This is a genomic window from Saccharopolyspora flava (genome assembly GCF_900116135.1).
Lineage (GTDB): Bacteria > Actinomycetota > Actinomycetes > Mycobacteriales > Pseudonocardiaceae > Saccharopolyspora > Saccharopolyspora flava.
The window spans coordinates 411,488-433,203 of record NZ_FOZX01000004.1 but is presented as its reverse complement, the minus strand read 5'-3'; the positions used below and the strand labels follow the sequence as shown (position 1 = coordinate 433,203).

General features: G+C 70.9%; 22 protein-coding genes and 1 pseudogene. 10 read left to right on the top strand and 13 right to left on the bottom strand.

The genetic code is table 11. The features are described 5' to 3' along the window. Positions 1 to 63: 63 nt before the first annotated feature. The 4 genes from BM424_RS15415 to BM424_RS15400 are packed head-to-tail and all read right to left on the bottom strand — an operon-like array spanning position 64 to position 4,375. Positions 64 to 1,230: an acyl-CoA dehydrogenase family protein gene (locus BM424_RS15415; RefSeq protein ID WP_093418035.1), complete on the bottom strand. Its 1,167-nt coding sequence runs from the start codon at positions 1,228 to 1,230 to the stop codon at positions 64 to 66. Then, on the bottom strand, positions 1,231 to 2,232 hold the full coding sequence (locus BM424_RS15410) for a zinc-binding dehydrogenase (RefSeq protein WP_093418033.1): 1,002 nt from the start codon (positions 2,230 to 2,232) through the stop codon (positions 1,231 to 1,233). Further along, positions 2,232 to 3,419, bottom strand: a complete 1,188-nt coding sequence (locus BM424_RS15405; protein ID WP_093418030.1) for an LLM class flavin-dependent oxidoreductase — start codon at positions 3,417 to 3,419, stop codon at positions 2,232 to 2,234. Before BM424_RS15405 ends, BM424_RS15410 begins: the two co-directional genes overlap by 1 nt. After that, entirely contained in the window at positions 3,416 to 4,375 is a 960-nt protein-coding gene (locus BM424_RS15400) for an alpha/beta fold hydrolase (protein WP_093418027.1), read from the bottom strand. The genes BM424_RS15405 and BM424_RS15400 overlap by 4 nt, the downstream gene beginning before the upstream one ends. An 85-nt stretch (positions 4,376 to 4,460) precedes the next feature. Here BM424_RS15400 and BM424_RS15395 point away from each other — a divergent pair, with 85 nt between their 5' ends. The 3 genes from BM424_RS15395 (at position 4,461) to BM424_RS15385 (ending at position 6,358) form a co-directional block, all read left to right on the top strand. Then, positions 4,461 to 5,084: a TetR/AcrR family transcriptional regulator gene (locus BM424_RS15395; protein WP_175548110.1), complete on the top strand. Its 624-nt coding sequence runs from the start codon at positions 4,461 to 4,463 to the stop codon at positions 5,082 to 5,084. 63 nt (positions 5,085 to 5,147) lie between these two features. Further along, positions 5,148 to 5,771, top strand: a complete 624-nt coding sequence (locus tag BM424_RS15390; protein ID WP_093418022.1) for a ClpP family protease — start codon at positions 5,148 to 5,150, stop codon at positions 5,769 to 5,771. Continuing rightward, complete coding sequence (locus tag BM424_RS15385; RefSeq protein WP_093418019.1) at positions 5,768 to 6,358, top strand: ClpP family protease; 591 nt, start codon at positions 5,768 to 5,770, stop codon at positions 6,356 to 6,358. The genes BM424_RS15390 and BM424_RS15385 overlap by 4 nt, the downstream gene beginning before the upstream one ends. Before the next feature lie 203 nt (positions 6,359 to 6,561). Here the strand turns inward: BM424_RS15385 and BM424_RS15380 are convergent, their stop codons facing one another. Next, a complete protein-coding gene (locus BM424_RS15380; RefSeq protein ID WP_093418016.1) occupies positions 6,562 to 6,882 on the bottom strand; it encodes a helix-turn-helix domain-containing protein in 321 nt (106 codons plus the stop codon). A gap of 162 nt (positions 6,883 to 7,044) precedes the next feature. Between BM424_RS15380 and BM424_RS15375 the strand changes: the two genes are divergently transcribed. After that, on the top strand, positions 7,045 to 7,263 hold the full coding sequence (locus tag BM424_RS15375; RefSeq protein ID WP_093418014.1) for a hypothetical protein: 219 nt from the start codon (positions 7,045 to 7,047) through the stop codon (positions 7,261 to 7,263). Between the two features lie 190 nt (positions 7,264 to 7,453). Here the strand turns inward: BM424_RS15375 and BM424_RS15370 are convergent, their stop codons facing one another. Next, a complete protein-coding gene (locus BM424_RS15370; protein ID WP_093418012.1) occupies positions 7,454 to 8,101 on the bottom strand; it encodes a TetR/AcrR family transcriptional regulator in 648 nt (215 codons plus the stop codon). Positions 8,102 to 8,210: 109 nt separating this feature from the next. Between BM424_RS15370 and BM424_RS15365 the strand changes: the two genes are divergently transcribed. Continuing rightward, positions 8,211 to 9,392, top strand: a complete 1,182-nt coding sequence (locus BM424_RS15365; protein ID WP_093418009.1) for an FAD-dependent monooxygenase — start codon at positions 8,211 to 8,213, stop codon at positions 9,390 to 9,392. A gap of 3 nt (positions 9,393 to 9,395) precedes the next feature. On the opposite strand, the gene BM424_RS15360 is transcribed toward BM424_RS15365, so the two are convergent. From BM424_RS15360 to BM424_RS29475, 5 genes and pseudogenes are all read right to left on the bottom strand, one after another. After that, positions 9,396 to 10,400 (bottom strand): tetratricopeptide repeat protein, encoded by a 1,005-nt coding sequence (locus BM424_RS15360; RefSeq protein WP_093418007.1) that lies wholly within the window; start codon positions 10,398 to 10,400, stop codon positions 9,396 to 9,398. A gap of 166 nt (positions 10,401 to 10,566) precedes the next feature. Further along, positions 10,567 to 11,766: an iron uptake transporter deferrochelatase/peroxidase subunit gene (efeB, locus tag BM424_RS15355; protein ID WP_093418004.1), complete on the bottom strand. Its 1,200-nt coding sequence runs from the start codon at positions 11,764 to 11,766 to the stop codon at positions 10,567 to 10,569. Beyond that, a complete protein-coding gene (efeO, locus tag BM424_RS15350) occupies positions 11,763 to 12,884 on the bottom strand; it encodes an iron uptake system protein EfeO (RefSeq protein ID WP_175548109.1) in 1,122 nt (373 codons plus the stop codon). The genes efeB and efeO overlap by 4 nt, the downstream gene beginning before the upstream one ends. Further along, positions 12,881 to 13,717 carry an iron uptake transporter permease EfeU gene (efeU, locus tag BM424_RS15345; RefSeq protein ID WP_093418001.1) on the bottom strand — a complete coding sequence of 279 codons (837 nt, stop codon included), beginning with the start codon at positions 13,715 to 13,717 and terminating at the stop codon, positions 12,881 to 12,883. Before efeU ends, efeO begins: the two co-directional genes overlap by 4 nt. Before the next feature lie 527 nt (positions 13,718 to 14,244). Next, positions 14,245 to 14,424, bottom strand: a pseudogene (locus BM424_RS29475) (M20 family peptidase); the annotation flags it as partial. A 79-nt stretch (positions 14,425 to 14,503) separates the two neighbouring features. Here BM424_RS29475 and BM424_RS15335 point away from each other — a divergent pair. Then, the gene (locus BM424_RS15335; protein WP_093417999.1) at positions 14,504 to 15,391 is read left to right on the top strand and encodes a LysR family transcriptional regulator; all 888 of its coding nucleotides are present in this window, start codon (positions 14,504 to 14,506) and stop codon (positions 15,389 to 15,391) included. 179 nt (positions 15,392 to 15,570) lie between these two features. Here BM424_RS15335 and BM424_RS15330 read toward each other — a convergent pair whose 3' ends face one another. After that, positions 15,571 to 16,320 (bottom strand): oxidoreductase, encoded by a 750-nt coding sequence (locus BM424_RS15330; protein ID WP_093417996.1) that lies wholly within the window; start codon positions 16,318 to 16,320, stop codon positions 15,571 to 15,573. 154 nt (positions 16,321 to 16,474) lie between these two features. Continuing rightward, entirely contained in the window at positions 16,475 to 17,290 is an 816-nt protein-coding gene (locus BM424_RS15325; RefSeq protein WP_093417993.1) for an oxygenase MpaB family protein, read from the bottom strand. A gap of 206 nt (positions 17,291 to 17,496) precedes the next feature. Between BM424_RS15325 and BM424_RS15320 the strand changes: the two genes are divergently transcribed. From BM424_RS15320 to BM424_RS15305, 4 genes are all read left to right on the top strand, one after another. Next, on the top strand, positions 17,497 to 19,308 hold the full coding sequence (locus tag BM424_RS15320) for an AMP-dependent synthetase/ligase (protein ID WP_093417991.1): 1,812 nt from the start codon (positions 17,497 to 17,499) through the stop codon (positions 19,306 to 19,308). A 117-nt stretch (positions 19,309 to 19,425) separates the two neighbouring features. Further along, positions 19,426 to 20,046: a TetR/AcrR family transcriptional regulator gene (locus BM424_RS15315; protein WP_175548108.1), complete on the top strand. Its 621-nt coding sequence runs from the start codon at positions 19,426 to 19,428 to the stop codon at positions 20,044 to 20,046. 49 nt (positions 20,047 to 20,095) lie between these two features. Beyond that, positions 20,096 to 20,893 carry an MlaE family ABC transporter permease gene (locus BM424_RS15310; protein ID WP_093417988.1) on the top strand — a complete coding sequence of 266 codons (798 nt, stop codon included), beginning with the start codon at positions 20,096 to 20,098 and terminating at the stop codon, positions 20,891 to 20,893. Next, positions 20,893 to 21,714, top strand: coding sequence for an MlaE family ABC transporter permease (locus BM424_RS15305; RefSeq protein ID WP_093417985.1), 822 nt, complete (start codon positions 20,893 to 20,895; stop codon positions 21,712 to 21,714). The genes BM424_RS15310 and BM424_RS15305 overlap by 1 nt, the downstream gene beginning before the upstream one ends. Positions 21,715 to 21,716 lie beyond the last annotated feature (2 nt).

Below are 21,716 nucleotides of genomic sequence, written 5' to 3'. Positions count from 1 at the left end.
TGTCCGGTCAATTATGGCTAAAACTGCCCGACTGCCGACCCCCACCCCCGTGACGCTCCGGCCTCAGTCCGTCGGCCACCGGGGTTCTGCGGTGGGGTCGATGCCGAGGGCGGACTTGCCGATGGTCTCCAAGGCGACGTCGTTGTTCGGCGGGTGGAACTGGCCCGCGCGCACGTCGCGGTAGTAGCGCTCCAGCGGGTGCTTCCGGAAGATGCCGTGGCCACCGGTCATGCGCACGCAGCGGTCCACCGCCGCGTCCGCGGCGTTGACGGCGGTGTGCTTGATGGTGTTGAGCTCCAGCGGGCTGAGCATCCCGGTCTCGGCGCGGCGGCGGAGCCCGTCGGAGACCAGGGCCTCGGCCGGGCGCAGCAGGAGTTCGATCTCGGCGGCGTTGAAGACCTGCGCGGGCTGCCGCGACATCGGCAGCGACGCGCCCGTCACCGTCCTGCGCGTGACGTGGTCGTAGGCGTAGCGCACGGCCGCGCGGGCCACGCCCAGGTAGATCGAGGCCACGTTGAGCGCGAACCAGGCGAACCCGCGTTCCCGCGACGCGTCCCACACCAGCGCCGCCTCGGCCGGATCGACGCCCTGCTGCACGGCCGCGTGGGGCACGAAGACCTCGTCGAACTTGACGTCCCACGACCCGGTTCCGCGCATCGACATGGTGTCCCAGGTGTCGATGAACTCCAGGCCGGGCGTGTTGCGGGCGAGCCCGAACAGCAGCAGCCTGCCGGTCTCGGTGTCGGCGGCGGTGCCCCAGAAGAACCCGAGCACCGGCGCCAGCGAGCAGAACGACTTGCGCCCGCTGACGACGTAACCGCCCTCGACGGGCCTGGCCGGGGTCGACGAGGTGCGCACGTTGAGCCCGGTGGCGGCGTCGGTGAGGCTGCCGCCGACGACGGTGCCGTCGCTGACCATCTCGAACAGCGGCCCGGTCTGCTTCTCCCCGTCGCGCCAGCCCTCGGCGGCGGCGCCGAGCCCGAACAGGTGCATGTTGATCGCCAGCGCCGTCGACGCGCACCCGCCGGCGAGGATGTGCTGGCAGCGCACGACGGTCTCCAGATCGGCTCCCCCACCGCCGAACTCCTCCGGCACGGCGAGGGTGAGGTAACCGGCTTCCCTCATCCGCTCGACGTTCTCGACCGGGAACCGCCCGGCCCGGTCGGTCTCGGCGGCGGTCTCGGCGAACTCGGCGGCCAGGGTGGTGGCGACCTCGGTCCAGTCGGTCATTCACGGCTCCACGATGATCTTGCAGTGCTCTTCCGGATTTCCGAGCGCCTCGAACGCCCACGGGATCTCGTCGAGGGGGACTCGCGCGGTCACCAGCGGTGCCACGTCGATGACGCCTTCGGCGATGTTGCGCAGCGAGGCCGCGAACTCCTCGGGGCTGTAGCCGAGGGCGAACCGGACGCTGAGCTCCTTGCTGATCCCGAAGTGAGGGTTGATCGAGTCGGTCTCCATGCACACCCCGACCACGACCACGCGGGCCTCGCGCGGCGCGCGCTTGAGGACGTCGTCGAGGACACCGGGCACGCCGATGGCCTCGAACACCACGGGATTCCCACCGCCCCAAGGACTTTCCTCGCGGGGGTCGACGACGCGGGAGGCCCCGAGCGTCGTCGCGAGCCCCCGCCGCGCCGGGGACAGGTCCGAGGCCACGACCTCCTCCACGCCGCGCGTCTTCAGCGCCGCGATGACCGACAGCCCGACCGGACCGCAGCCCAGGACCAGCGCGCTCTCGCCGTCCTGGATGCCGGACTTGGTGACCGCGTGCAGCCCGACCGCCATAGGCTCGGTCAGCGCCGCGTGATGCGCGGGCACCCCGTCGGGCACCGGCAGCAGCAGCGGAGCCGACAGCAGCAGCCGCTCGCCGTAACCGGCGGCGACGGTGTTGGAGTAGACGATCGGCTGCATCCCGCCCTCGCCCAGCAGGATCGGCATCGACGTCACCAGGTCCCCGACCCGCGCGGAGTCCACACCGGGCCCGACCTCCAGGACCTCGGCCGCGAACTCGTGCCCCAGGAACACGTCGCGGTCCAGGTCGATCCCGCTGGGCTGCCCCATCTCCTCGCCCAGCGCCAGCATCCGGTCGCCGTGCCGCGCGAAGTGCAGGTCCGATCCGCAGATCCCGCACGCGACGACCCGCGCCAGCACCTGGCCCGGCCCGGGAACGGGTTCGGGCACGTCGTCGCGGACGACCAGCCGTCCGGAGCGCAGCGCCGCCGCGCGCATCAGGAGCTCGCCTCGGTCTCGGCGACGTGCTGCTCGTGCGCCTTGACCACAGCCTTGCCCGCCCGGCCGAAGATCTCGTCGCGCTGGCCCACGGCCCACTCGTGCGAGGCGCGCGGCGCCGCCAACCGCCCCTTGAAGTGCGGGATCACGTGCCGGGCGAACAACCGGTAGGAGTTGAGGGTGCGCTCCGGCGAGGCCCAGTCGTGGCCGAGCAGCAGGAACGTGCCGAAGCCGCCCGCCTGGTCCAGCAGGTCCTCGATGTGCTCGATGGCGTCGTCCGGGGTGCCGATGACGACGCTGTCGGACTGGGCGTACTCCTCGACGAATTCCCTGCGGCCCTTGGGTTTTCCGTCGGTGTTCTCGGCGAGCGGCACGAATCCCGCGCCGCCGCCGAAGTACCCGGCGAACTCCTGCAGCCCGTAGGTGCAGTCGTCGACGGCCTGCTCGCGGGTCTCGGCGAGGTGCATGGTGCCCAGCACCCGCCACGTCGAGCGGTCGGGCTCGGGGTTGCCGGCCTTGGCGGCCTGCTCCTGGACCACGCCCCAGGCCTTGCCGATCGCAGCGAAGCCCTCGCTCGCCGCCGACATCGACAGCGACAGCAGCGACGTCCCGTACTTGCCCGCCAGCCGGGGTCCCGACGGCGAGACCATCGCGGCCACCGCGACTTCCGGGTGCGGCCACTGGTACGGCCGGACCTGCAGCCGCGCCTCGTTGAGCTGGAACCAGTCGGTCTTGCGGGTCACCGGTTCCTCGCCGCGGAACAGCGCGAGGATCGTCTCCAGCGACTCCTCCATCATCCGCCGCTGCTCGACCGGGTCGATGCCCAGCACGTAGGCGTCGGTGGGCAGCGCCCCGGGTCCGGCGCCGAAGATGAGGCGTCCGCGCGTGAGGTGATCGAGGGTGACCAGCCGGTCGGCCAGCAGCCACGGGTTGTGGTACGGCAGCGAGACGACTCCGGTGCCGAGCCGGATGTGGCGGGTGCGCTGCGCGGCGGCGGCGATGAAGATCTCCGGGCAGGAGATGATCTCGTAGCCGCCGGAGTGGTGCTCGCCGAACCAGGCCTCGTCGAAACCGAAGCGGTCCAGCGCTTCGACGCGCTCCAGGTCGTACTCCAGCGCCAGCGTCGGGTCCTGGCCGAGCGGGTGGAACGGCGCGTAGAAGACCCCGAAGTTCAGCGGTGCGCTCATGCTTTCTCCCCGTGGCCGATCGAGTCGAGGAATCCGAGGAGGGCGGCGTTGACCTCCTCGGGCGCCTCCTGCTGCACCCAGTGCCCCGCGCCCTCGACGAAGACGTCGCCGCGGTTGTCGGACCGCCAGGAGTCCTGAACGGACGGTGGCGTCATGACGATCACCGGGTCGGCCGTGCCCGCGATGAAGAAGCTGGGCACCTCGACCTTCGCCCCGGCCAGCTGCGGCGTCCGCTCCCAGTTGCGGTCGAAGTTGCGGTACCAGTTGAGCCCGCCGGTGAAGCCGGTGCGGGTGAACTCGCCGATGTAGAAGTCGAGCTCGTCCTGGCTCAACCAGGCGGGGAGCTCGGTCATCTCGGGGAAGCGGTCGACGAACCCGCGCCCGTCGTCGGCGACGTCCATGCCGCCGGGCCGGTCCGGCTCGACGCGGGTTCCGGCGAGCATCCGCCGCATCGTCTCGCCGGGCCGGGCGTTGAGCTCGGCGTCAGCGACACCGGGTTCCTGGAAGTACAGGATGTAGAAGAAGTTCTCGCCGTAGCGGGACCGGAACGCCTGGGTCGGCGGGACCGGCGGGCGCGGCGTGAACGGCACGCTCATCCCGCACACCCCGGCGACGCGCTCGGGGTGCAGCAGCGCGGTCTGCCACACGACCATCGACCCCCAGTCGTGGCCGACGAAGACCGCCTCGTCCTCGCCGAGCTCGTCGAGCAGCGCGATGAGATCACCGCTGAGGTGCTCGATGTCGTAGTCGGCGATGTTCACCGGGCGCGAGGAGCGACCGTATCCGCGCTGGTCGGGGGCGATCGCGCGATATCCGGCGCGGGCGAGGGCGGGCAGCTGGTGCCGCCACGAGTAGGCGAGTTCCGGGAAGCCGTGCGAGAAGATCACCGGCGGTCCGGATCCCTCTTCCACGACGTGCAGGTCCACGCCGTTGCAGCTGACGGTGCGTTCGGGCATGCGTGGCCTCCTGGCCTGGGCGCGCGTGCGAACCGGGATGACTGGAAACAGCCGTTGCCAGAAACATACGTTATGGTAACGCGTGTTGCCAAGACCTGATGATTCCGCGAAAAGCACCCGCTGGGCGGGAGTTCCCGCCGCCGACCGGGTGTCGGCGCGGCGCGCGCTGCTGCTCGACGCCGCCCTCGAACTGCTCGGCACCGAGGGCTGGTCCGGAACGTCGGTGCGCGCGATCTGCCAGTCCGCGCGGCTCAACCCGCGCTACTTCTACGAGAGCTTCGCCGACCTCGACGACCTGGTCATCGCCCTCTACGACCAGCTCATCGACCAGCTGCGCGAGCAGGTCACCGACGCCGTCGACGCCGCCGACGAGCACGACCGGATGCGCGCCCTCGTGCGCGCCACGGTCGAGTTCATCGACGCCGACCACCGCCGCGGCCGCGTCCTCTACGTCGAGGCGCTGGGCAACGAGAAGCTCAACCGCCGCCGCGTGGAGACCGGTTTCGCCATCGCCGGCCACGTCAACGCGGGCGGTTCCGGCGACCCGCTGCGCATGATCACCGCCTCGATCCTGGTCGGCGGCTTCAGCGAACTCCTCCTCGCCTGGCTCAACGGCCTCATCACCGTCACCCGCGACCAGCTCGTCGACACCGCGACCGCCCTGTTCAGCGCCATGACCGACCGGGCCGGAACGCTCCCGCGCTGCTGAGAGCGGATCCGCCGGGGGCAGCGAGGGGGCTCGCGGTGACGGTTGCGGGGGCAGGCTCGGGGCATGAGCGATGACGACAAGCAGCCGATGTTCGACCACCGGCTTCGCGAGAAGTACTACGACCAGCGGGTTCTGGTGCTCGACGGGCCGCTGGACGACGACAACGGCACCGTGCTGATCACCCAGATGCTGTCGCTGGCGCACGCCGATCCCGGCAAGGACATCGCGCTGTGGATCCACTCCCCCGGCGGTTCCGTGCCGTCGATGCTGGCGATCCGCGACGTGATGCGCCTGGTGCCCTGCGACGTGTCCACCCTCGCTCTCGGGCTGGCGTGCAGCGCGGGCCAGTTCCTGCTGTCGGCGGGCGCGGCCGGCAAGCGGTTCGCGCTGCCGCACGCGCGCATCCTGATGCACCAGGGCTCGTCGGGGATCAGCGGCTCGGCCGTCGAGGTCGAGGTGCAGGCCGACGACCTGCGCTACACGCGCGACACGGTGCTCGGGCTCATCGCCGAGGACACCGGGCAGCCGCTGGAGCGGATCTTCGCCGACTCGCTGCACGACCGCTGGTTCACCAGCGAGCAGGCCCGCGACTACGGGTTCGTCGACCGGATCGTCGACGAGCTCGGCGAGGTGATGCCCACGCGCACCCCGATGGGTCTCGGCGCCGAGACGGGGGTGCGGGCATGAGCAGCTACACGATCCCCAACGTGATCACCCGCGACGGCGGCGGCGAGCGGATCATGGACGTCTACTCGCACCTGCTCGCCGAGCGCATCGTCTACCTGGGCACGCCGATCGACTCGGGCGTGGCCAACGCGCTCATCGCGCAGCTGCTGCACCTGGAGGCCGACAGCCCCGACCGGGAGATCAACCTCTACATCAACTCCGAGGGCGGCGATCCGTCGGCGATGCTGGCCCTCTACGACACCATCCGCTACGTCAAGTCCCCGGTCGCCACGACCTGCGTCGGTCAGGCCGTCGCGGCCAGCGCGGTCCTGCTCGCCGCCGGAGCCCCCGGTCGCCGCGCCGTGCTGCCGCACACCCGGGTGGTGCTGCACCAACCGGCCGCGCAGGGCCGGGGCACGATCCCCGACCTCATCCTGCAGGCCGACGAGGTGATCCGGGTGCGCACCCAGCTGGAGGAGATCCTGTCCCGGCACACCGGCCGCGACGCGGCCACGCTCCGGCACGACACCGACCGCGACCGCGTCTTCGACGCCCAGCAGGCCGTCGACTACGGACTAGCCGACCACGTCCTGGACGAACGGGGGTGAGAATTAAAGACTGTTGAGGGGTCAACTTGCTTGGCGGTGCGGGTAGCAGAACCTGATCGGCTCCGTGGACTCCGTGCGCCGCTCCTTGAGTATGTCTATACGCGGCGTCACGGCGTACTCGCCACGAAGCCGATCAGAACCTGCGGCGGTGCCAGCGTCTGAGGTGATGAAAGAGAACGCGGCTTCGCCGCGTGACATCTCGCCTAGGCGGCCATCAGGACTGGTCCTGCGGGTGGGGCGATCGGGGCCGCGCTGCGGACGTCGCCGGCGATGGTGATGAGCAGGTCCGGGAGCTCGATTCCGAGCGCGCCGGTGATGGCGGCGATCATCTCGCTCGACGGTTCCTTGCGGCCCCGCTCCACCTCCGAGAGGTACTGCGGGGAGACCCCGGCGCGCTCGGCGATGTCGACGAGCCGGTCCCCGCGGTCCTCCCGCGCCGCGCGCAGCGTCCGGCCGAGCTCCTCGCGCCACAGCGGCTCGGGGGCGGGCTTGCGCTTGTGCTGGAGGTCCACGACGTCCGCCATGCCCACATCGTGACACCGCCGGACTCCGCCCACGCGCCGTTCTGCTGACGGCGGAACGGATTCACCCGGCCACGAGGCGGCGAGCACCCGACCGTCTCGCCCGCTCCGATCGAGATCAGACCACTAGTCACACTGTTACTAGTGGCGCGTAGGATCACGGGCGTGAACCACAACGGACGCAAGGCCCGCTGCCCGCGCGGCCACCTGCTCGTGCCGCCGAACCTCGTCACGGCCTCGGCGAAGCGGGGCCTGCGCGCCTGCCTGGCCTGCCACCGGGCTCGCCGGGTGAAGAACTACCGCGGCTGGAGCGAGGACCACTTCATCGCCGACGCCCACCGCCGCTACGCGGCCCTCCTCCTCAACAACGCCACCACCCCCTGAGCCCCAGCCGCCCCGCGAGGCACCTCCGGATGTCGGGACCCCTGGAGCAGGACAGTTTTAGTGAAAACTGTCGGGGGTCGATGCCCGAAATGTCCGGACAGTTTTCACTAAAACTGCCCCCTGGCGACCACCGACACCCCCAGACCCCTCAGCCCAGAGCACCCAGCGCCCGAGTGGGGAGTTCTGGGATTCAGGTGTAGGCGCGGAGGAAGGTGTTGACTCCGTCGGTGATGAGGTCGTCGAGCTCGTCGGTGTCGCGGGCGAGGTCGGGGGTTTCGTCCAGGACGTCGAGGGCGAGGCGCATGGTCAGGGCGATGAAGTGCTGGACGGCGCGGCGGGGGTTGTCGAAGCGCAGCGCACCCGCCTCGGCGTAGCGGGTGAAGCGGGCTTCCAGGGCGCGCTCCGGCTCGTCGTGGAGGCCGCCGGGAAGGCGCGGAACGGGCGGGTTCTGGCCGATGAGGCGCCGGAAGTTGACGTAGACCGACGACGGGAACGTCTCGGTGGTCACCCGCTGCGCGAAGGCGCGCAGCGCCTCCCGCAGGTCGCGCCCGTCGGTGAGCTCCTCGTCGATGGCGGCGTGGACGGTGCGCAGAAGCACCTCGCCCGAGCGCTCCAGCACCCCCTGGAACAGCGCGCGCTTGTCGCCGAAGTGGTCGTAGACGGTGCGCTTGGAGACCTCGGCGCGCGCGGCGATGGCGTCGACGCTGGTCACCTCGAAGCCCTCCGAGACGAACAGCTCCTCCGCCGCGTCCAGGATGGCCGCGCGCTTCATCTCGGTACGCCGGCGCCGGCCGGGCGTCTGCGCACCCGCCTCGGGGACCGTCCTGGGGCTCGTCATGTTCTCATCCTATTCTCAGCCATTCCACACTACACCGTGTAGTGTAGTTTTTAGCCGGTGAAGCGCGGAGCGAACCGATCGCTCCCCCCGGCCGACGTAGGAGGCGGACATGAGAGCACTCGTATCAGGGGCGAGCATCGCCGGACCCGCAACGGCTTTCTGGTTGCGGCGCAGCGGTTTCGAGGTGACCGTGGTCGAGAAGGCCGCTGCCGTGCGCAGCGGTGGCTACCCGATCGACGTGCGAGGGACGGCGCTGGAGGTCGTGCGCCGGATGGGCGTGCTCCCCCAGCTGCAGGCCGCCGACGTCGAGTCGCGGCGGCTGACGTTCCTCAACACCGACGGCTCGGTCGCGGCGTCGGTGCACCCGCAGCACGTGGTGGGCGGCGTCGACGGGCAGGACCTGGAGATCCGGCGCGGCGACCTCACCGACGTGCTCTACGAGGCGGTGCGCGAGGACGTGGAGTTCGTCTTCGGCGACTCGATCGAGGCCCTCGACGAGCGCGCCGACGGCGTGCGCGTGACCTTCCGCAGCGGCGTCGAGCGGGACTTCGACCTGGTGGTGGGCGCCGACGGGCTGCACTCGCGGACCCGCGAGCTCGTGTTCGGACCGGAGGCCGGGTTCCACCGCTACCTGGGGTTCTGCTTCGCCGGGTTCACCATGCCCAACACCTTCGGGCTCTCCCACGAGGCCGTGATGTGGAACGCGCCGGGCAAGGGCGCGATTCTCTACGGCGTCGAGGACGGCGAGACGGTGCACGCGTTCCTCGACCTGGCCTGCCCGCAGCCAGCGGACGCGCTGCTGCGCGACCCGGACGCGCAGCGCGCGATGATCGCCGAGGCGTTCGCCGGGGACGGGTGGGAGATCCCGAAGATGGTCGAGGCCATGCAGGAGGCCGACGACCTGTTCTTCGACACGGTCAGCCAGATCCGGATGCCCGCGTGGTCGCGCGGCCGGGTCGCGCTGGTCGGCGACGCCGCGCACGCGCCGTCGTTCCTGTCCGGGCAGGGGTCGAGCCTGGCGCTGGTCGGCGCCTACGAGCTGGCCCGCGCACTGGCCACCCACGCCGACCACGCCGAGGCCTTCGCCGCCTACGAGGCGGGGACCCGCGAGTTCGTCGAGCTCAACCAGGCGCTGGTCGACGAGGGCGACGCGGTGATGTTCCCCGCCACGGCCGAGGCGCTGGAGACCCGCAACGCCGAGCTGCGCTCCCTCCCCGGCGAGCTGCCCGAGACCGGCCGGTTCGAGCACTCGGCGCTGACGCTGCCCGAATGGCCGGTCGCGCTCGCGTGAGCCCTACCCGAGGAGGTCGCGGCGGGCGGCGTCGACCATCTCGACCGCGTGGTGGAGCCCGGCCCGGGTGAAGCGGGCGCGCAGGGCGGTGAGCGTCTCGGCCACCTCGTCGCGCGACATCCCTTGCCGCGCTTGGGATTTCACCAGACCGAGGCGGGCCAGGGACTCACCCCGGGGTTCGGCGATGCGGGTGAACTCCTCGATCGTGTCCGCGTAGACCCGCTCGGCCTCGGCGTAGCGGCCGGCGCGGTAGAGGACGTTGCCGCGCATCTTGTGGTTGTAGGCCAGCGCGGCTTCCAGGCGCATGTCGCGGCACACCTGCTCGGCCTCGGCGAGCAGTTCCAGCGCGCCCTCGACGTCACCGCGCAGCGAGGTCAGGTCGGCGATGCCGCGCAGCGCCCAGGCGCGTCCGCGCTGGTCGTCGCTGTCGGTGGCGATCGCGCACGCCTCGGTGAACAGCGTCAGGGCGCGGTCGTGGTCGCCGTGGTGCCGGTGGATCTGCGCGATGCCCTCCAGCGCCCACACCACGTGCCGCGGCTGCCCGTGGGCGCGGGCCTCGGCCAGCAGCTTCTCGTGCAGCCGCAGCGTTCCGGCGAAATCCCCCTGCACGCGCCCGGTTTCGGCCAGACCGGCCAGCGAGTAGCCGCGCGCCACGACGTCGTTGCCGCGCTCGGCCGCGGTCGCCGCGCGGGTGAGCAGCCGGTGCGCCAGCGTGTAGCGGCCGCGCTGGCGGGCCAGGGTTCCGCCGCTCCACAGCGCCCAGGCCATCGCAGCGGGGTCCCCGGCGTCGCGGGCGGTGCGGTAGCTGGCTCGCCAGGCGCGCTCGGCGCGGTCGACCCGCCCCAGCCTCCGGCAGGCCTCGGCGATGGCCAGCTGCGCCCCGGCCCGCTCCTCGGCCGTGGTCGCCGCCGCGTCGTGCTGCTCGGCCTGGACCAGCACCTCGTCCAGCGAGGCGTTCACCGACATCGCCGCGAGTCCACCCCGGTACTCGGCTGCCTCGGCGCGCATGGGTCTCCCTCCAGTAGGCGCACCCGCTCCCCAGACGCGGGTGATCATGTCCACTGGAGACGTTATGGACGCCCGAGCGCCGCAACCTCAGGTGCGAACCCGGAAACCTCGGCGTCCGACCCTGAGACCGACCCCTAGGACCAAAGTCGTACGACCCCGGCGCAGGTCAGCCGAACAGGCCCTGACCCCAGAACTCCCCCGGCCGCACACCGGGCGGGCAGGCGAACAGCGCGGAACCGTTGTGCTCCAAGTACTCCATCATCGCGTCGTCGCGGGCCAGCGCGCGCTGCATCGGCACGAACTGCCTGCGCGGATCGCGGTTGAAGCACACGAAGAACAGGCCCGCGTCCAGCCTGCCGAGACCGTCGGAGCCGTCGGTGAAGTTGTAGCCGCGGCGCAGCAGCCGCGCCCCGGTGTTCTCCGCCGAGGCCAGGCGCACGTGGCTGTCGTCGGGCAGCGCGCGCACGTCCACCGGCGCGAACTCGTCGGTGGCGCCCAGCGGAGCACCGGATCCCTTGGTGCGCCCCACGATCCGCTCCTGCTCGGACAGCGAGGAGCGGTCCCAGGTCTCGATGTGCATCCGGATCCGGCGGGCCACCAGGTAGCTCCCGCCGGTCATCCACTCCGGACCGTCACCGGGCCGCACCCACACGTGCTCGTCGAGCGCGGCGGTGTCCTCGGACTTGATGTTGTTGGTGCCGTCCTTGAAGCCGAACAGGTTGCGCGGCGTGGCCTGCTCGCGGGAGGTGCTGGAGGTGCGGCCGAAGCCGAGCTGCGACCAGCGCACCGAGACGGTGCCGAACCCGATCCGCGCCAGGTTGCGGATGGCGTGCACCGCGACCTGCGGGTCGTTCGCGCAGGCCTGCACGCACAGGTCTCCCCCGCTGCGGGCCGGGTCGAGGTTGTCCTGCGAGAAGTGCGGCAGCTCGGCCAGCGCGGGCGGGCGACGGTCGGCGAGCCCGAAGCGGCCGTCGAACAGCGACGGGCCGAACCCGACGGTCAGCGTCAGCGCGGACGGCGGCAGGCCGAGCGCCTCGCCGGTGTCGCCGGGAGGTTCCTGCTCCCCGCCGCCGGTCGCGCCGTGCTCGACGGCCTCCTGACCTGCGGTCATCCGCTCGGCGGCGCGGGTCCAGTCCTGCAGCAGGCGGACGAGTTCGGCGCGGTCGGAGGTGGTGACGTCGAAGGCCACGAAGTGCATCCGGTCCTGCGCCGGGGTGGTGATCCCGGCCTGGTTCGGGCCGTGGAACGGCACCTGCTCGGCAGCCGGATCGTGCCCGCTCTCGTGGACCGCGACTCCGGCACCGGCGCCGGCGATGGCCACGCCGGCGCCGGTGAGCCCGAACAACTTCCTGCGCGAGACGGTCACCGCGTCACGACCCCCGCGGTCGTGCTCAGGGGTTCGCTGAGCGCGTCGACGGCGGCGGCGAGCTCCTTGACCTGCTCCGGGGTCAGCTCCTGGTAGAGCTTGAACCCGTCGCCGGTCTTGTAGCGGTCCAGCAGCGACCGCACGGAGGCGAAGTCGCGGTCGAGCTCGCCGAGCAGCTGCGGGTCCTTGGCCGACAGCACCGGCCGCAGCGACTCGACGACCTGCTCGGCGCCGTCGACGTTGGCCTGGAAGTCCCACAGGTCGGTGTGCGAGAAGATCTCCTCCTCGCCGGTGACCTTGCCGGTGGCGACCTCGTCGAGCAGTTCCTTGGCGCCGTTGGCGACATCAGCCGGGGTGGGTTCGACGCCGCGGGCCTGGGCGACGAGCTGGTCGACGTCGGCGGCGAGCTGGTCGGCGATCGCCGGGCTGTCGGGCTGGAGGCCGGTGACCCACAGGTCCTTCTCCAGGCGGTGGTAGCCGGTGAAGGGCTGGCCGGGTTCGAGGTCGGCCTCGCGCCCGTCGATCTTGGGGTCGAGGTCGCCGAAGCTCTCGGCGACGGGCTCGATGCGCTCCCACGGCAGCCGCGCCTTCGGGTACAGCGCCTTGGCCCGCTCGACGTCACCGGCCTTGACGGCCTGGACGAACTCGCCGGTCCCGGCCTTGAGCTCCTCAGCCTGCCGGTCCACGTAGGACTTGTAGGTGGCCACGGCCCGGGCGGCTTCGGGGCTGGTGACGGCCTGGGCGGAGCCGGTCACGGTGAACTCGCCGCGGATGCCGTCGCCCTGCATTCCGGGCTTGCAGGCGGTGGTGTACTTGCCGCCCTCCGGCACCTGGGCGACGAGCTGCCGGTTCATGCCGGGGCCGATGTTCTCGACCTCGCTGATGATCTTGTCGCCGTCGCCGAGCAGGTAGAACTCGGTGACCTGGGAGCCGGTGTTGCGCACGTCGAAGGTGATCGTCCCGGCGGGCGCGGTGGTGCTGGAGACCTTGCAGGCGTCGTCACCGGCTTCGACGCCGATCGCGCCCGGGGCGGCCGGGGTGGCCGGGGTGGCCTGCTGGCCGCAGGAGGCCAGCGCGAGCAGGGTCAGCGGGAGGGCGGACTTGGCGAGGGTTCTCACGACATCTCTCCGGTCGGGGTCGGGGCGTCGGCGCGTTGCGGCCGCAGGAACAGGACGAGGACGGGCAGCGCGTAGCCGAGCCAGACGATCGCCTCGAACACGGTGGTCTGCGGCGAGAAGTTGAAGATCCCCTTCAGCAGCGTGCCGTACCAGGACGACGGCGGGACCTGCGCGCTCACGTCGAAGGCCAGCGCGTGCAGCCCGGGCAGCACCCCGGCTTCCTGCAGGTCGTGGACGCCGTAGGCGAGCACGCCCGCGGCGACGAACACCAGCAGGACTCCGGTGGCGGTGAAGAACTTCCCGAGGTCGATCGTGATCGCGCCGAGGTACAGCGCCCAGCCGATCACCACCGAGGCGGCGATGCCGAGCAGGAACCCGGTCAGCGGCAGGATCGTTCCGCCACCGGCGGATTGGACGCTGGAGAAGAAGAACACCGCTGTTTCCAGGCCTACTCGCGCCACGGCGAGGAACGCGACCGTGATCACCGACCAGCTGCCCAGCTGCAGAGCCTGGTCGAGCTGTCCGCGCAGCTGCGCCGACAGGGTGCGCGCGGTGTTGCGCATCCAGAAGATCATGGTGGTCACGAAGACCACGGCGAGCAGGGACATCCCGCCGCCGAACATCTCCTGCTGCTCGAAGGACATCGTCGCCGAGGTGTAGGTCAGCAGCGCGCCGACTCCCACCGACAGCGCCACCGCGGCGGCGACCCCGGTCCACACCAGGCGCAGCGCCCAGCGGTGCTGACCGCGCACCAGGAAAGCGATCAGGATGCTCACCACGAGGACCGCTTCGAGGCCCTCGCGCAACCCGATCAACGCATTGCCGATCAGCACGGAATCCCCTCTCTTCGTCATCTCGGATCGAGACGTGAGGGGACCATAGGCATGCCTAACCTCATAGGCAAAACCCTGTGCCCACCATCACCGAAATCCCCAACCCCGAAACCGCGCCAAGCACCTCACCAACGCGTCACGACCTGCACAAACACCCCCACTGGAATCATTTCGAAAACATCCGGAGAACCCATCTCCACTTTGAAAAATGGACACCAAGAAACGGATTACCAGAATCATTCGGACACCCACCGACGGAATTCGAAATGCGGAACCTCCCCCGCCGCTTCATCGCCACCAATTCCCGAATCAGCCACACCGCAACTCCGGAGCGAAGCGCGAGATCCCGGGTGGAACTTCGGGAGCGAGGTGGGCGTGCAGCCTTGGCCGATGGTCACCAGGGGACAGTTTTAGTCCAAACTGTCCGGACATTTCGGACATTGATCATGGACAGTTATGGCTAAAACTGTCCCCTAGCAACGCACGTCGTCACCTGAACCCCCACGCCCTCCCGGTCGCGCGCGGGGTCAGGGGGCGAAGTGCCGCAGCACGGCGGCGGTGAGCGCTGAGCGCTGCAGCAGACCGAAGACCGTGGCGTGCTCGGTACGAGCATGAGCCCCCGCACCGACGGCACCGAGCCCGTCCAGGACCGGAACCCCGGCCGTCTGGACGAAGTTCCCGTCACTGGCGCCGCCGACCGCGGTCTCGCGCGTTCCGGGGCATCGGGAACAGGTGCTCGTCGGGGAGCGTTTGTGCGCAGGTGAGCCGGGTGCGGAGGGGAAGACGATGAGCCTGCGGCAGTTCGAGTACGCGCTGGCCGTGGCCGAGCAGGGCTCGGTGACCGCGGCCGCCGAGTCGTTGCGCGTGGCGCAGCCGTCGATCTCGCAGCAGATCCGGGGGCTGGAGCGCGAGCTCGGGGTGGCGCTGTTCTCCCGCACCCCGACCGGGCTGGTGCCCACCACGGCCGGGCACGCGTTCCTGCGGGAGGCCGAGGTCGCGGTGGCGGCGGTGCGGCGGGCCCGCGCGACGGCTCGGGCCGGTGGCGAGGAGCTGGTCGGCGAGCTGGTGGTGGCGGCGCAGATGGGGTTCGGCACCCGGCAGCTGCCCAGCGCGCTGAGCGCGTTGCGCAGGCGGTTCCCGCGCGTGGAGGTGACGGTGTTCGAGGAGCCGAGCGCCGCCGAGTTCGACCGGTTGTGCCGTCGCGGCACCGTGGACCTGGCGCTGATGGCCGTCTGCGAGCGCAGCCCCGAACGCGCCCACCACCTCGGCGATGAGGAGTTCGTGGCGGTGCTCGGCGAGAACCACCGGCTGCTCGACGGCGACAAGGTGGAGCTGGACGAGCTCGCGGATGAGCCGTGGATGCGGTTCGACCGGGACAGCGCGCTCGACGGAGCGGTGGCAGCGGTGCTGCGGGACCACGACCTCTCCCCCGCCACGGCCGCCCGGGTGTCCCAGACGGCGACGGCGGTCCGCTGGGCCGCGCACGGCCTCGGCGTCGCCGTCGTCCCGGCCTCCGCGGTGCCCCAGGGCTACGAGCACCTCACGCGGCCGCTGTCCCCGGAAATCGCCCAGCCCGTCATCGCCGTCCTGCGCGCCGCTCCCGGTCCGGCGGAGTCAACCCTGCTCGACCTCTTCCGCCACGAAACCTGGGGCACCACACCCTTTCTCACCTGACTAGCCGGGGACGCGGTTCGGGTGCGGACGTCACCAGGGGACAGTTTTAGTGAAAACTGTCCGGACGAAACGGACATTGATCATGGGTGATTCGAGGAAAAACTGTCCCCTGGTGACGAACGTCCTCACCGCACCCGAGGCACCCACCCCGGGGGCACGCCTCGGTTCGCGAGGGTGGTTCAGCTGCGGTGGAATTCGCCGCCGTCGACGACGAGGTTGCTGCCGGTGACCCACGCCGCGCGGTCGGAGGCGAGGAAGAGCACCGCGTTCGCGATGTCCTCCGGCTCCCCGTCCCTGCCGAGCGGGACGGGGGCGGCGTCCTGGCCGGGTTCCAGCCGCGCCCACAGCTCGCGGGTGCGCTCACCGCCCGGGGTGGCGGTCCGGCCCGGGGTGACGGTGTTGACGCGCACGCCGTGCGGGGCGAGTTCGGCGGCCAGTCCGAGGCTGTAGTTCTCCAGCGCCACCTTCGCGGCGGAGTAGTGCAGGAACTGCGGCGGCGGGCTGTAGATCGCCGCCGAGGAGATGTGCACGATCGCGCCGGACCGGCGCTCCCGCATCCCCGGGGCGACCAGCGCGTCCAGCCGCACCGATGCCAGGAAGTTCAGGTCCAGCGCCTCCTGCCACTCCTCGTCGGGAATGGCGACCGCCTCGGGGTGCGGCTGCGCGCCGCCGACGTTGTCCACCAGCACGTCCACCCCGCCCAGCACGTCCTGCGCCGCCTCCACCAGCTCCTGAGCTCCCGCACGGGTGCGCAGGTCGGCGGTGACGAGCGTCGCCCCGCCGGGAGCACTGGTGGCCACCCTCGCGGAGGTGACCACCTCGGCCCCCGCCTCGACCAGCCCCCGCACCACGGCGGCCCCGATGCCCCGGGAGCCACCCGTGACCAGCGCCCGCTTGCCTTCGAATTCCCGAATCCCGACCGCGCTCATCGCACCGGCCTTTCCCTCTGCCGTTGAAATGCGCTGCGGGAGCGCAATTCTCACCGCAGCGCGTCGAACGATTCCACGCTACGACCGACTTCCCAGCAGGATCAAAGACCAAAAACCGCTGACGGCAATAGGCGATCCCTATACCGAGGAGCCATCACACCAGGGGTTTGCCCTGGCGCATTCTGCGGCGGAGGTCCCAGAGGTAGTAGTTGAAGGGGAACCTGCGGAGCGGGATGGGGAGGCGGAGGGCGACGGCGCCGATGGTGCGGGTGAGCCTGTCGAAGCGGCGCTGGTCGCGGGCGCTCCAGGGCAGGCCCATCTGGTCGCGGAAGGTCTGCGGCAGGAAGCCGGTGGTGAGGAACTTGTTGAGCGGGGCGAAGGGGATCCGCAGGATCGCCGGGAGGAAGCGGAGTTCGGCGATGTCGAGCAGGTGGGCCCGGATCGTGTCGTCGATGTCGACCTCGGCGAGGTTCTTCTCCCAGTAGTCGTCGAACTCCGCTCTCGTCGACGGCCACATCTCCGGCTTGACCTGCAGCGTCGTGCCGAGCGTCTCGGCGGCGGCGAAGATCCCCTCGCGGCGGTCGGCCGGGATCGGTTTGCCGGACATGGCCACGTACGAGTCCTCGTAGCCCTTGTACAGGCAGGCCGCGACCCACAGCTGCAGCTCGGGGTCGAAGGCGTTGTAGGACACCGGGCTCGACTCGCCGGAGCGGACCCGGGCGTGCGAGCGGTTGACCGCACGCCGGTAGGCGCGCTTCTCCTCGTCGGTTCCCAGGGTGGCCACCGACAGGTAGGTGAAGGTGGTGCGGGTGCGCTTGTACGGGTGCTTGAACAGGTTTCCGCTGTCCACTGTGCTCTCGTAGACGCCGTAGCCGACTCCGGGCCGGCCCAGCTGCATGATCACGTTCGCGGCGCCGGCCATCAGGCCCGCGCCGACGATGACGTCCCCGAACTCCTCCGCCGGTGTCATGACCGCCTCCCGTCGTTGGAAAGTCCACCCGACCCCCGAGAGAATCATGCCCTCTATTGACGCACAGTCAATAGCAATTCCTCATGTATACACAGCTGTTCGGTCGTCTATTCAGCCTTCGCGAACAATCGGGCGAAGTCTGTTGACATCTGGGCAACAGCGGTTCAGCGTGTGTCGACGCAGGTTCGCAACGGAGGGAACTGGCCGTGACCACAGCCGAGCAGGTGAACCGGGCCGTCGAGGGACTGACCATCCCCGCACTGCTGCGTCGCAACGCCCGCGACTTCCCCGACCACCCCGCGCTGACCAGCGGGATCGGATCGAAGGACACCACCTGGACCTGGTCCCGGTTGCGCACCGAGGTCGCCGCGCTCACCCGCGGGCTGACCGCGCTGGGACTCGGCCGCGGCGACCGGATGCTCATCTCGATGTCCAAGCGGCCCGAGCACTGGGTCGTCGACCTCGCCGCCATCCACGTCGGTGCGCTGTCCTGCACCACCTACGACACGCTGAGCACCGAGCAGCTCCGCTTCATCGCCCAGCACAGCGAGGCGACCGTGCTGGTGCTGGAGGACCGCGAGCAGCTGCGGCGCTGGCGCCCGGTGCTCGCCGAACTCCCGCACCTGCGGGCCGTGATCACCGTCGAGCCCGACGCGGGCAGCGACCCCGGCTTCGTCGACTACGCCGACCTGCGCGGCGAACCGGGTCCGCCGGACGCCGCGTTCGAGCGGCTCACCGACCGGGCCGAGCCGGACTCGCCGCTGACCGTCGTCTACACCTCCGGCACCGCCGGCGAGCCCAAGGGCGTGGTGCTCACCCACCGCAACGTCATCCACGAATCGCTGATGCAGGACCACCTCGTGCCGGTCGCCGAGCACCCGCGCTCGGTCGCCTACCTGCCGCTGGCCCACATCGCCGAGCGCGTGCTGGGCATCTACATGCCGATCTGCAACGCCGGGCACGTCACCCTCTGCGAGGACCAGGCGCAGCTGCTGCCGACGCTCAACGCCGTGCGCCCGCACGGTTTCTTCGGCGTGCCGCGGGTGTGGGAGAAGCTGGTGGCCGGGATGTCGGCCAAGCTCGCCGCGCTGCCCGCCGAGCAGGCCGAGGCGGTCGAGCGGGCTCGCGAGGTCGCGCTGGAGGTGTTCCGGTTGCGCTCGGCCGACCGGGCGGTGCCCGCCGAACTCGCCGAGCGGCACCGGGAGCTCGACGAGCGGGTGCTGCGGCCGCTGCGCGCGGCCATCGGTCTCGACGACTGCGCGCGGGCGTTCAGCGGCGCCGCGCCGATCCCGGCCGCGGTGCTGGAATTCCTGGCGAGCGCGGGACTTCCGGTCTACGAGGTGTGGGGGCTGAGCGAGACGACCGGTGCGGCGACGGTGAGCACGCCGGAGGTCTTCGCGCTCGGCGCGGTCGGCAGGCCGGGACCCGGTGTGCAGGTCCGGGTCGCCGAGGACGGCGAGCTGCTGGTGCGCGGACTGGTGGTCTTCGCCGGATACCTGCGGCGAGGCGGCTCGATCGCACCCGCCACCGATGCCGACGGCTGGCTGCCCACCGGCGACATCGGCACCGTCGACGAGCGCGGGATCGTCGCGATCACCGACCGCAAGAAGGAGCTCATCATCACCGCGGGTGGCAAGAACATCGCGCCCACGAAGGTGGAATCGCTGCTGCGCGCGCACCCGCTGGTCGGTCACGCGGTCGCGATCGGCGATCGGCGCCGCTACGTCACCGCGCTGCTGGTGCTCGACGAGGAGGCCGCGCCGGCTTGGGCGAAGTCCCACGGCGTCGACACCACCGATCTCGACGAGCTGGCCGCGCACCCCGAGGTGCGGGCGGCGCTGGAGGAGGCGGTGCACCAGGCCAACCAGCGGCTGGCGCGGGTGGAGCAGGTCAAGGACTTCCGGGTGCTGGCGGGCCCGTGGACTCCCGAGAGCGGGGAGCTCACGCCGAAGCTCAGCCTGCGCCGCAAGGTCATCGCCGAGCGCTGCGCGGCGATCGTCGAGGGGATGTACGAGTGAGGTATTGGCAGCGCGCCAACACCGCGCATCCCGGGCGCCACCAGCGCCGCAGGCCGTGTCGACAGGGCGGTTGCGGTATCTTGTTGACGTCGGTACGGCCACAGATGAGGAGTCGGCATGAACGCCCAGCGCCCGGTCCAGCGACGACGGTTGGACCCCGACGCGCGGCGCGCCGAGATCCTCGCCGCCGCCCGCAAGCTGTTCGGCGCGGGCAGCTTCTCCACCGTGTCCACTTCGGACATCGCGGCCGAGGCGGGCGTGGCGCGGGCGCTGATCAACCACTACTTCGGCAGCAAGCGCGAGCTCTACCTGCAGGTCGTGCGGCAGATGATGGTCGTGCCCGCCTCGGTCTCGCAGCGCCTGCCCCCGACCTCGACCGAGGAGCGGCTGTCGATCTGCGTGGACCGCTGGCTGGACGTGGTGGAGCGCAACCGCGACATGTGGCTCTCGGCGATCGGCTCGGAGGCCATCGGCCACGACGACGAGATCGAGCGGATCATGCTGGAGGCCGACGAGATCGCCACCGACCGGGTGCTGGAGGCCGCGATGATGGCCGACGTGACCGAGGGCCGGGAGAAGCTGCGCGGCATGATCCGCGCGCACAGCGCCATGCTCAAGGCCGCCTCCCGCGAGTGGCTGGTGCGCGGCAGCCTGAGCCGCGGCGATCTGCACGTGATGCTCACCCGGACCGTGCTGCACCTGGTCAACGAGGTGTTCCCGGCCGTGCGCGAGGACTGACCCGGCTCCGGCTCGCACGAGCGTTACCTCGCCGTCGAGGGAGCATTGCATGAGCCGCTCGTCCGGGCCGGTCGTGGACGCCCTGCTGCAGGCCGGATTGCTGCTGGACTTCGGGGCGCGGACGCTCGCGGGCACCGCGCGGGTGCTGCTGCGGGCGAGGCTCGCGTGGCGGGAAACCCTCGACCAGGTGCACTTCCTGGCCGCGGTGACCACCCTGCCCGCGCTGCTGGTGACGATCCCGCTGGGCGTCGTGGTGGCGCTCAACGTCGGGTCGCTGGCCGGCCAGATCGGGGCGGAGGGCTACGGCGGCGCCGTGGTCGCCTTCGTCGTGGTCGGCCAGGCCTCTCCCCTGGTGTGCGCGCTGATGATCGCCGGGATCGGCGGGTCGGCGATGTGCGCCGACCTGGGCGCGCGCACCATCCGCGAGGAGATCGACGCCCTGGAGGTCATGGGCGTGCGCACGATCGAGCGGCTGGTGGCGCCGCGGGTGATCGCGTCGGTGGTGACCACGATGCTGCTGGCCTGCATCGTGATGCTGGTCGGCATCGGCACCACCTTCCTGTTCCAGGTCCTGGTGCTCGGCGCCTCGCCGGGCATGTTCCTGCAGACGCTGGTGCAGTACTCGCGGGTCGAGGACGTCGGGATGGCGCTGGTCAAGGCCGCCGCGTTCGCGGTGCTGACCGCGCTGGTGGCCTGCTTCAAGGGGATGACCGCCCGGGGCGGGCCCGGCGGGGTCGCCAACGCGGTCAACGAGGCCGTGGTGATCTGCTTCGTGTGCGTGTTCATCGCCAACACGGTGCTCACCGAGCTCTACCCGGTGCTCATCCCGGCCAAGGGCGAGTACTGATGCCAACCGCCGTCACCTCCGCCGTGGACGCCCTCGTGCTCATCGGCAGGCACGTGACCTTCTACCTGCGCGCGATCGCCGGCGTGCCGGCCGCGCTGGTGCGCTACCCGAAGCACGTCGTGCGGCTGGTCACCGAGATCAGCTTCGGTTCGGCGTCGCTGCTGGCCGGGGGCGGGACGATCGGCGTGGTGTTCGCGATGTCGTTCGTCTCCAGCACCCAGGTCGGGCTGGAGGGATACCGGGGCCTGGACCTGCTGGGCATGTCGCCGATGACCGGGCTGATGGGGGCGCTGGTCAACACCCGCGAGATCGCGCCGATCGTGGCCAGCATCGCGCTCGCCGCCAAGGTCGGAACCGGGTTCACCGCGCAGCTGGGCACGATGCGGGTGGCCGAGGAGATCGACGCGCTGGAGTCGCTGGCGATCCCGTCGCTGCGCTACCTGGTGAGCACCCGGATGGCGGCGGCGTTCATCTCGGTGATCCCGCTGTACCTGGTGGGGTTGTTCGCCTCCTACATGGCGACGGGTTTCGCGATCGTCCACCTCAACGGCGACTCGCCGGGCACCTACAACTCGTACTTCCACCTGGTGCTCACCCCCACCGACGTGCTGTTCTCGCTGGTGAAGGCGGTGGTGTTCGCGCTGCTGGTGACGCTGATCCACTGCGCGCACGGCTACTACGCCACCGGCGGGCCCGAGGGCGTGGGCAAGGCGGCGGGCCGGGCGCTGCGCACCAGCATCGTGACGATCACCGTGGTCGACGTGCTGCTGAGCCTGCTGTTCTGGGGCGTGCGGCCGTCCTTGCCCGCGCTGGGGTTGTAGCG